The 10,504-nt window shown below is 61.4% G+C and carries 5 protein-coding genes; 2 read left to right on the plus strand and 3 right to left on the minus strand.

Going from position 1 to position 10,504, the window contains the following annotated elements:
* Positions 1-219: 219 nt before the first annotated feature.
* From VOI21_RS14670 to VOI21_RS14680, 3 genes are all read right to left on the minus strand, one after another.
* The gene (locus VOI21_RS14670) at positions 220-3,345 is read right to left on the minus strand and encodes an efflux RND transporter permease subunit (protein WP_323770682.1); all 3,126 of its coding nucleotides are present in this window, start codon (positions 3,343-3,345) and stop codon (positions 220-222) included.
* Positions 3,345-4,637, minus strand: coding sequence for an efflux RND transporter periplasmic adaptor subunit (locus tag VOI21_RS14675; RefSeq protein WP_323770683.1), 1,293 nt, complete (start codon positions 4,635-4,637; stop codon positions 3,345-3,347). The genes VOI21_RS14670 and VOI21_RS14675 overlap by 1 nt, the downstream gene beginning before the upstream one ends.
* Before the next feature lie 200 nt (positions 4,638-4,837).
* Positions 4,838-6,508: a calcium-binding protein gene (locus tag VOI21_RS14680; protein ID WP_323770684.1), complete on the minus strand. Its 1,671-nt coding sequence runs from the start codon at positions 6,506-6,508 to the stop codon at positions 4,838-4,840.
* Positions 6,509-7,072: 564 nt separating this feature from the next.
* Here VOI21_RS14680 and VOI21_RS14685 point away from each other — a divergent pair.
* Positions 7,073-8,449, plus strand: coding sequence for a nucleotide sugar dehydrogenase (locus VOI21_RS14685; RefSeq protein WP_323770685.1), 1,377 nt, complete (start codon positions 7,073-7,075; stop codon positions 8,447-8,449).
* Between the two features lie 26 nt (positions 8,450-8,475).
* Complete coding sequence (locus tag VOI21_RS14690) at positions 8,476-10,503, plus strand: hypothetical protein (RefSeq protein ID WP_323770686.1); 2,028 nt, start codon at positions 8,476-8,478, stop codon at positions 10,501-10,503.
* Position 10,504 lies beyond the last annotated feature (1 nt).

Raw genomic sequence — 10,504 nt, forward strand, 5'->3', positions numbered from 1 at the left:
GTTTGGCGACACTCATGTGCATGTACATGCCAACCACGCGGGAGGTGTGTGTCTTCCAGTTGTCGCCGGCTTCGCCCCCATGGCACGCCGGTAGGCCGAATGCCATCTGCCCAAGCCCCGGGATAACCCCGGACATATCGACCTTCCCCGGCGACCCAAACATGCTGTTTCGAGACACCGGTTTCAGAGGCTCTTGCGCAAACCGCTTTCCGCCTAAAGTCAAACCTCCGTCCTGAGCGATCCGCCGGACGCATTCCCATCCGATGCTCTGGCCAGTCCGAAATCGTGCAGGATCGCGTAGACCGCCGGGCTGACGAACAGTGCCAGCAGCGTCGCGCCGGTCAGGCCAAAGGCCAGGCTGGCCACGATGGGACGCAGAAACTGCGCCTGCGTGCTTTGCTCGAACAACAGCGGCCCCAGACCCACTACAGTCGTCAGAGATGTCAGAAAAATCGCGCGGAAACGGTCGCGCACAGCGGCCTGTCCCGCCGCAACAATGTCTTCGCCATCACCGACGCGCTCTTTCATGAAAGCCACCAGCAGGATGGAGTCGTTCACAACCACCCCCGCCAAAGTCGCCAGACCGACGAGGCTGGGCAGCGATATTTGCAGGCCCAACGCCATGTGCCCCCACATCACCCCGATCAGTCCCAGAGGAATTGCCGCGATAACCACAATGGGCTGGACGAAACTGCGAAACTGAAAGGACAGGATCAGGTAGACGCCGATCAGGCCGATGGCCATATTGCGTCCCAGCGACGACCCGGTTGTTGCGGTGTCTTCGGCCTCACCCAGAATGCTGACCGACACAGAGGGGCGTTTTTCGGCCAGTTGCGGCAGGTAGTCCGCCTTCAGCGCCGCCATCAGCTCGCGTGCGTTGGCCACGGCGGGGTTGATCGCGCCCTGAACGGCCACGGTGCGTTGACCATCAACCCGGTTGATCGAGGCAAAGCCGCGACCGACCTCGACGTCCGCCACCGCGACAAGAGGCACCAGCGCGCCGTCTTGGGCGGGTATCCGCAGGTCTAGGATGTCCTGCAGGCTCATCCGGCTTGACGCGGAAAGGCGCGCGACAATGTCCAGCGTGCCCAGCCCGTCCTGCACCTCCAGCGGGGTATCGCCGCGAAAGGCGGCGCGCAGCTGTGTGGCGACCATTTGCGCCGTCACCCCTGCGGCCGAGGCCGCAGCGGGACGCAGGGTGATGATGTATTCGGTTTTGCCGGGTTGAAGGTCAAAGGTCACATCGCGCACACCCTGAAACTCGCGAAAGAACTTGCCCATCTCCTTGGCCGTGGCGCGCAGCTGGGTCAGGTCGTCGCCCTGCAAACGGATGTCGATGGGTTTGCCCCCTGCCCCGCGCTCTTTGTCCGTCACGCGAAAGGCTGCCATGTCCGGCAGCGGGCCGACCAGCTTTTTCCAGCGGTCGATGATCTGCGTGACCTCTGTCACGCGCACCCCGGCGGGCAGCAGCTTGGCGCTGACGGTCGCCATATGCGCGCCGGTTTCCGGCGAGTCGGCGTTGGCGCTGTAGGTCACGGTGTAACTTTGCACCAGCGGCTGACCCTCTGGCTGGTCCGGTGACATCTCTGTATTCAGCTGTTCCAGCGCAGTGACCACCTTGGCCACGCGCTGCTCCGTCTGGTCCAGAGGTGAGCCCTGAACCAGCAGCAACCGCGCCTCGACGGTATCGCTTTCGAGCACCGGAAAGCTTTGGTACTTGATGAATCCCCCGGTGTAAGGCGCGACGGAGAGCAGCACCAAAAACACCGCCAGCCCCAGCGTCAAATATCGCGCCCGCAGGCTGACCCCGGACAGCGGTACAACGATCCGGTCACGCAACCATTCAAAACCGCCATTGACGGCGCGGCTGACCCGGTTGGGACGCAGGTCGCCGGACAGCGAGTGGTGCATGTGGTTGGGCAGGATCAGGAAGGCCTCGATCAGACTGACGATCAGGGTGAGAACCAGAACAATTGGAATGAATTTGAGGATCTCGCCAATGCGGCCCGTCATGAAGGCCAGAGGTCCGACAATCATGACAGTGGTCAAAAAAGAGGACACCACCCCCGGTGCCACCTGCCGGGCACCGTTCACCGCCGCCTCCATCGCGCTTTCGCCCGCCTGCCGCCGCCGCACGATGTTTTCCGAGATCACGATGGCGTCGTCCATCAGTAGGCCGATGGCCACCAGCAAGGCCACCATGGTCATCATGTTGATGGTATAGCCGAACAGTTGCATCGCAAAGATGGTGCCCAAAAAGGACACCGGCAGCCCCATCGCCACCCAAAACGAAAAGCGAAAACCAAAGAACAGCCACATCACGGCTAACACAAGGACCAGGCCCTGCACGCCATTTTCGCCAATGATCCGCAGGCGGTCCCGAATGTTCATCGTGGAATCCTGCGAGATCGCCAGCGCGATGTTGCCCGGAGCATCGGCCTGCGCCTGCGCCATGACCCTGTCCAACGCCGCCTTGACCTTTAACGCGTCCTGCGCGGCGCTCTTGTTGACCTGTACGATGGCGGCCCGTTCGCCGTTGAAATAGGCCGCCTGCGCCGGGTCGCTGAAATCAAGCGTGATATCCGCCACTTCACCCAGCGTGACCTCGGCCCCGTTTGCCGATGCAGTCAGCGGTATGCGGGCAAATTCGGCGATACGCCGTTTTTCACCCAGAAACCGGACCACCGCATCGCCCTGCCTGCCCTCCAGTGTGCCGGCGGGCACGTCAAGGCTGTCGCGGGTCAGCAGCCCGGAAATGTCAGCGATGCTCAACCCGTGCCGCTGCAAGGCCGCCGTATCGAAGGAGATGACAATCTCGCGGTCCGAAAACCCCGAAATGTCGACCTGCGTGATCGCCGGATCGGCCTTGAGCCGCTCCGCCAAGGCATTGGCATAGGCCAACAGAACATGAGGGTCTTCCGGCCCGGTAACCGCAATCGAGGCAACAGAGGCCACCCGTTCCACCACGCGGGTCACGGGATCATCGGCCCGATCCGGGAATTGCCCGATGCCGTCCACCGCCGCCTTTAGGTCATTGTGAAAGCGGGTCATGTCCTCACCTTCGACAATTTCGGCAGTGATCACGGCCATGTTGTCGCGCGACAGGCAGGACAGTTCGGTCAGGTTCTCGACGGCGCGCAGCGGGTCTTCGGCGACTTTGCAGATGCCGCTCTCGACTTCGGCGGGTGAAGCGCCGGGATAGGCGATCCGAATTTCGACCTCGGACGGCGGGGTCAGAGGGAACGTATCGCGCTGAAGCGTCGGCAGCGCGGCCAGTCCGAGGATCAACAGCGCCAGCATGAGGATATTGGCGGCTGTCGGGTGAACGGCAAAGAGACGGATCATCACTTGCCGCCTTTGCCAGAGGCCGCGGCGGCGATCTGGGCCAACACCTTTTTGTCCTCGACCGGCTTGACCGCCATACCCGGCACCGCGATGGCGGGATCGGTCACAACCAGTTTGTCGCCTTCGGACAGACCCTCGGTCACAATCGCAATGTCCCCGATGGTGTATCCCACGGTCACGGCGCGCGCCTCCAACGTGCCTTTGGCGCTAACGATCAGGGCCTTACCGCCACGTACCGCGTCCAGCGGCGCGACAAGCGCCTTGCGCTTGGGCGCTGTCAGGATGACCTCGACAAAGGTATTGCGCCGCAGGGGCGGACGCTTGCCCGCCTCGGCCTGCGCATAGGGCGCGTCGATCCGCACGACGATCACCGTGCTTTGAGTGCGCGCGTCAATGGCCTCGCCCACGCGATCCACAGTGGCGTTCCACATCACCGTGTGCCCCGGTGCAGGCAGTCGCACGCGCGCCTTGAGATCCCGAACGGTGGCCCCCTCGTCCATCGTGCGCAACAACGGCCCGATCCGCCCAAGCGAAAACTGCGCGGCTATCTCTGCGGCCTCGATGCCCTCGGCGGTCACCAGCGTCTGGCCCCGTGTCACAACCTGCCCAAGTTCCGCCGATACCTCGCCGATGCGAATGTCAAAAGGGGCCTTGATCTGGGTGAACGCCAGCGATCGCGCGATGACGGCCCGCTGCGCCTTGAGCACCTCACGTTCGGCAGCGTTGAGCGACAACTGGTTCTCGACCTCGACAACCTTGGCGCGCGCCGCAAGTTCTGCCCTGCGCGCCGTGTCCAGCCGGGTCTGTGTCGCCACCCCCTGCTCGACCAGCGTTTCCTGACGGGTCAGTTCGGCGCGGCTCAATTCCAGATCGGAGGTCACGATGCCAAGGCTGGCCCCCAGCGTCTGGTCCTTCACCACAAGGGCCCCAAGTTGCGCGTCGATCTGGGCCAGCGACAGCTGAAAATCCGTATCGTCGAACCGCAGTAGCATCGTACCCTCTGACACGACCTCGCCGTTTGCCAGATCCGGGGCCGCCTCGACCACTTCGCCATCGACCCGCGCAACGGCGCGCCATTCCCGGGCGGGCTCGACACTTCCAAACCCGGTCACGCGCGGCACCACCTCTATCGGGGCCAATGTCACCACGCGCACGGCCACGGTGGGGCGCGATGTCTCTTTGATGGCGGGCGGTTTCCGAAGGTTGTCTGAATAGGCAACAGTCACCACGCCCAGCGCCACCGGAACGGAAACAGCCAGCGCGCGCGCGAACCACTTGATGAATTTGGGCATCGGGTATTCCCCTTTCGGCGGCGCAGACCCCGCGCCGGGACATCGCCCCGAAACGGAAAACCCCGCATGGACCGACGATTTCAATGCCCGATGAATACAGGTCCAAATTCAGATATGCAATAAATAGAATATGGCGGCGCGGAAGAATCGCACCGCCATTTTTGTGACGTCCCGGGAGAAGGATCGCCCGGCAGACCGTTTTACACGATCAGGAAATCGTCCGCGCCAATCGTCGGCAATGAGGAAAGCTGGGCAAAGGCCACAGCCTCGGCGCCGCCGCTGCCATCGCTGTCGTAGTAGACCTTGCCGGTGTCGGTCTCATAGATGATGCGCTGATCGGCAGTTGTGGCCACGCCGTCGGCATTGGCAACGAACATGCTCGCATCCAACGTACCGCTGGTCAGGCCCGTGAACACGGCGCTGTCCAGAACCAACACATCTTCGCCGGCGACGAAATCGATGATCCGGTCCTCGTTCGCGGCAACAAGCGCCGAGTTGAAGACAAAGCTGTCCGCATCGTCACCACCGCGCAGAACGTCCTTGCCCTCACCGCCATTGAGGGTGTCCATCCCGTCGTAGCCATAAAGGATGTTCCGGGCGGCGTTGCCGGTCAGCATATCATCGTGGTTGGAGGCATAGACATGCTCGAAACCGGAAATCACGTCCCCTTCCGCGTCGCCGCCAGAGGCCTGTTGCATCCCAAAGGCATCGGCGTTGAGGTCAACCGTTACGCCGCCTGCGGAGTCCGTGTATTGCAGCACGTCAGCGCCGCTGCCGCCTTCGAGTGTATCGGCCCCTTCGCCACCACGGATCGTGTCGTTGCCGGCCCCGCCGTCGATCATGTCATCGCCGTCAAAACCAAGGATGTAGTTCTTGCCCGCGTCGCCGGTCAGATCGTCGCCGAAATCGGATCCTTGGATATTCTCGAACCCGGACAGAACATCGCCTTCGCCATCACCGCCAGAGGCCGACTGAAAGCCGTCCCAGCCCACCGTCAGATTGACCGTAACGCCGGACGCCGACTCGACGTAGCGGACCCAGTCGTTTCCGTTACCGCCGTCCAGCGTGTCGGCACCCAGACCACCCCGGATCACATCGTCACCGTCCAGACCGTTGATGACATCGTCACCCGCATAGCCAAACAGGATGTTGCGCCCCGCATTGCCCGTGATCACATCGGCATGCTCAGAACCATAGACGTGCTCAAAGCCAGAGATGATGTCACCCTCGGCATCGCCACCCGACGCCTGCTGAAACCCTGCCCCGTCTTCGTTCAGGTCCACGGTGACCCCGCCGACCGATCCAAAGTAAAACAGAACGTCTTCGTCGGCCCCGCCATTCAGCGTGTCCGCACCCGAACCACCAGAGATCGTGTCGTCACCCGCGTCTCCCTGGATGATGTCATTACCACCCAGACCATTCAGACTGTCATCTCCGGCCAGCCCGACAATGGCATTCATCCCGCGATCACCGCTGAGCGTATCGTCCTGCGGCGTCCCCATGAAGTCGTCGGTAACATCGGCAATGTCGGCATTCATCGACCCAAGGTCGATCAGGTCGCCGTCGACCGCAGCGCGCAAAGAGATCGTCGCTGCATTGTCGCCAAAGTCATCCTGCGCGCCGGTGTAGGTCACCGCGTTCGCGTCATTCAGGTAGTCCGTGATATCTTTGCGGGTGCCCGTCAGGTAAAGCGTGCCGGTCCCGGTGCCGGTCACAGTAACTTTCTGTGTGCCCGTCGCATCAAAGGTTCCCGCCCCGGTCTTGAACTCCAGAGTGAGGGTTTCTGACTTGTTGGCGATGCTGTTGAACTTGATATCCGAGAGGTCGACATTCCCGGCTGTGTCTTCGTCAAACTGAAGGTCCGTCGGCAACTTCCCCGAGATGGACTTTTTCGTATAGTCCGCGGTCTCGCGCTGAAATATCTGCAGCGACTGATCGGCACAGTTTCCATGTTGAGAAGAGGGCCACTGGAAGCTGACCTTGTAGTTAAACGAACCGTACAAATTAAAAACACCACTGGCAGGGTAGTGAAACGAAAACATGACGTGCCTTTCCTGATTGGGGACGCACGGTTGGCTAGCCACGGTCGGGCAGGCATGGGGAGTGATGCAAAATTGCACCACCGATCCAATTTGGCCCGACCGTTTCAAACCACGCGTTCATACGTCGGATGGTTAATTAAGCCTTTATTAACCCTGAGAATGTGTTTGGCTTATGAAGCTATTGGGGTATATGTGGGGCTCTGATGTGTTACGGCCCCTAGGCGTTGGGGTCCCAACCCGGCCAAACACGCCCAAAATCCCGTCATTCCAAGGTGACTGTTCCCGCAGCGGAAACACTTCGGCGCTGCCGGCCCCAATGTTTCAACATTGGCCCCAATTTTCGCCACATTTGCTGTTCATCTTCATTAACAGAACGTTAAGGGATGAAGTCTCATGGTCTCCACAACACTGCAGAACGCCCGCCTTGACCGGCGCGCACGGGTTACTCGGATCGAACCGGCGATCCATCTTGTCGCGGACAACGCCCCGACGAAGGCGAGTTTCGAAAACATCGCCGTCATCGGGCTGGGCTATGTCGGCCTGCCGCTGGCGGTGCGACTGGCCGGAAAGTTCAAGCATGTACAAGGGCTTGATATCTCAACGAGACGCGTGGATGAGATCGCTCGCGGCTATGACGCCTCCAACGAGGTCGATGAAGTGCTGCTGCGCCGCTGTGGATTGCGGGCCAGCACGGACCTGAAAGACATCTCAGACGCCTCCTTTTATATTGTCACCGTGCCGACACCGATCAACGACGCCCGCCAACCCGATCTGGGCCCGTTGACCTCGGCCTGTGAGACCGTCGGACCGCACCTCAAAAAGGGCGACGTGGTGGTCTTTGAATCGACCGTCTATCCCGGTGCCACCGAAGAAATCTGCGCCCCGATCCTTGAACGTCTGTCCGGCTTGAAGATGGGTGAGGACTTTGGCCTTGGCTACAGCCCTGAGCGGATCAACCCCGGCGACAAGGTCAACACCGTAACCAATGTCATCAAGGTCATCTCCGGCGACAGCCCGTCCACACTGCAACGGGTCCGCGCCGTCTATGAGACCGTGATCGAGGCCGGCCTGCACGCCGCACCGACAATCAAGGTGGCCGAAGCCTCGAAGGTGCTGGAGAACACACAGCGCGACATCAACATCGCCCTGATGAATGAAATGTCGATGATTTGCGACAAGATCGGCGTCAACACCCATGACGTGATCGAGGCCGCCTCGACCAAATGGAACTTCGTCGCGATGACGCCCGGCCTTGTTGGCGGACACTGCATCGGCGTGGACCCCTACTACCTGGCGACGCTGGCGGAAAAGGTGGGACACACCCCGCAGCTGATCATGGCCGGACGTCGCACGAACGAGGCGATGGTGCGTCATACGGCCGATGCGGCACTACGGTTCCTGCTCAAACAAGGGGGCGCTATCGCGGGCAAGCGCGTTGCCATCTGCGGCATCACCTTCAAGGAAGACGTGCCCGACATGCGCAATTCCAAGGCGCTGGACCTGATCAAGATGCTGAGCGGCTATGGCATCGAGTTGCTGGTACACGATCCGCACTGCGATCAGGACGAAGCAGAGGCTTATGGCGTGACCCTGTGCGACACCGAAGAGCTGGCCGATCTGGACCTGATGGTCCTTGCCACCGCCCACCGGGAGTACCTGAACGACCGGAACTTCCTGAGCCGCATCCGCGATGGGGGCGTCCTGATGGATGTCAAAGGCGTTCACCGGAAGTCGGATAAACCCGAAGGTATGACCTACTGGTCACTATAAACGGACAAACGCGGGGGCGCGAAGTGATGTTCACTATCACACCGATCGGCTCGTGCCGGATTGCGACGCCGCTGCGTCTGGGCCAATCCACGCGCGGCATCCGTCTGAACCTGACCCGGAGTTATGGGTATTGCCACTCGCCCGCCGAAGCGGTGCAACTGGCACGCTTTTTGCGGGGTGAGGTGACAATTGCGGAGGATGTCTGGCCGCTTGTGTCACGGTCCCATCAACTCGCAACGCTGTCGTCCGAAACCCATACACCGTCCGATCTGTACGTGATCGAATTGGCCTCCGCCAAGGAACTGACCATCGACGGTGTGTCCGTCCAACTGAACTACCTCAAGTCGACATTCCCCGATTTCTTTGCCGATCCGCTGCGGATGCAGGCCTTCTGGGACACCGCCCAGTGCGGCGACTTCGCCAAAACGGCGACTTTCGTGAACAAGACATGGTCGGCCACGGACGCGCAGCGCGCCGACTCTGCCGTCCTGTCGCGGATCAAGCTGACCTACGTGACGCGTGAAAGACTTGCTCAAGATATTCAGACCCTGTCGCGCCTGTTGCCGGATGTGGTGTTTGTGTCTCACGTCAATGCCTGCAAACCGGACGGTCAACCCATCAAATCCCGCGCGACCTTCATCAATCTGGTCGGCGAAGAGGTCAGGAACGCCGGGCTTGATCTCTATGATCCCACGCAACTGATGGCCGAATTCGGCCAGCCTGCGGCGATCGAGGATGACAGCACCAGCCTTGCGCACTTCACCACGTCGTTCAGCACTGCGGTCATGGATGACTGGATAAAGCGGTTCATCGCCCCCCGGACGGATGCCTCCGTCAGCGGCGGCACTGCACGGCCCGACACCTTCCGGGCGCAGATCGAGGCCGCCTGCGCCGCTGGCCAATACGCGGACGCAACCGCCCGCCTGTTGGCCCTGTCTGACACGACCGCTGACTTTCGCCCGTTGCAAAAGAAGGTGCGTCGCGCCCAAAAGGCTGCGCAGGCGGAATTCCATGCCGACCTGTCTGCCAAAGCGACCTCTTCGGTGGACGCGCTGGACATCCCTGCGAGCGTTGACAAGGCAGGCACTCTGGGCTTGTTCGAGACCGCCAAACTGTTGGCCACGGATGTGAACGATAATTTCGTCGCCCTGCCCTGTCAGGTTCTGACCGATGTGGCCCTGCGCGCGGCGGCTGTCGGCGATACGGCCAGTGCCGCCGCTTTCGCCGTCGAGGCCTGCCGCCAGCACCATACCGCAGAACGTGCCTCACAGGTGTTGGCGGACCTTGTCGTCTCGCAACAGATGGATCTGTCCGAAACGCTGGAACCCGCACAGTTGAGCAAGGTCCAGATGCGCTTTTCCGTGGAGTCCATCGAGACGGCGCTGGAACACGTCGATGCTCCGATAAAGACCCTGATCTTTCGCAGCCAGTGCGCGTCGGACATAGCCCGTATCGCCGCCTCGGTCGCCAATCGTCGTGGCGTCAAAGTGGCCACACAAATCATCGCCCGCTGGCGCGACTTGCACGACCTGGACCGCCTACGCGACAAGGAATTGATTGCCCTGCTCGACCGCTGGACAGAACAGGCCGCTCGCATGCAACTGCCGTTGGAGCGCGTACAGGCGCTGACCGCCGTACAGCAAGCCGACCCACGACATCAAGCCATCCGCCAAGCCCTGCGCGCGGCCAAGATCGACCTCGTGACCCGGTACCGCGCGGCTGGCAAGGCGCGGGATTGGCACGCTCTATCCGCCTTGGAGGCCGAGGTTGCGGCGCTTGCGATCCCGCTGCCGGAATACGATCTCTGGCGCGCCCGGGTGCAATACGATCAGGGTAACTTTGCCCAAGCTATCGAATTTGGTCTTTCGGCAGTCCATCAGATGCCGACCAAGATCAATGTGTGGATTTTGCTCATGCGTGCGGCGGTCAAGACCGGGAACAACGCTCTTGCCGAAACTTCTGCCAGCAAGATCATCGGGCTAGCCGATGAGAAGACGCCGAAACTGAAGACCGAAGCCGAAACCGTTCGGCGCAGACTGCACGCCGAGGTGTAAC

Source organism: Antarctobacter sp., from assembly GCF_034670325.1.
Taxonomy (GTDB): Bacteria; Pseudomonadota; Alphaproteobacteria; order Rhodobacterales; family Rhodobacteraceae; genus Antarctobacter.